Here is a 507-nt window from a genome sequence, read left to right on the forward strand (position 1 = left end):
AAGACCTGCGAGGAGGTGGGCATCACGACCTACGTGCCCAAGCCGATGACCTCGAACGCCAAGGCCGAGGGTCGCTTCGACAAGAGCGACTTCATCTACGTCGCGAAGGCCGACGAATATCAGTGCCCTGCGGGCGAACGGGCCATCTATAGGTTCACCACGTTCGAGAAGAACGGCAACAAGCTTCGCGTCTACTGGACCAGCGCCTGCCCCGCGTGTCCACTCAAAGGTCAGTGCACAACCGCCGACTACCGTCGCATCCGCCGGTGGGAGCATGAAGAGGTGCTTGAGCGCGTCCAGCAACGCCTGGAGCGCAAACCTGTCGCGATGACGCTGCGAAGGTGCACGGTCGAGCACGTGTTCGGCACACTGAAGTACTGGATGGGCTCAACCCACTTCCTCACCAAGACGCTGCCGCACGTGAGCACCGAAATGAGCCTGCACGTGTTGGCATACAACCTGAAGCGGGTGATCGCGATCCTCGGTATTGCCAGAACGATGAAGGCG

General features: G+C 60.7%; 1 protein-coding gene. It reads left to right on the forward strand.

Going from position 1 to position 507, the window contains the following annotated elements:
* Window positions 1-507, forward strand: a 507-nt coding sequence (locus IB278_RS33600; protein ID WP_192328860.1) for a transposase, incomplete at both ends; no start/stop codon positions are given.

This window comes from Variovorax sp. VRV01 (assembly GCF_014852545.1).
Lineage (GTDB): Bacteria > Pseudomonadota > Gammaproteobacteria > Burkholderiales > Burkholderiaceae_C > Variovorax > Variovorax beijingensis_A.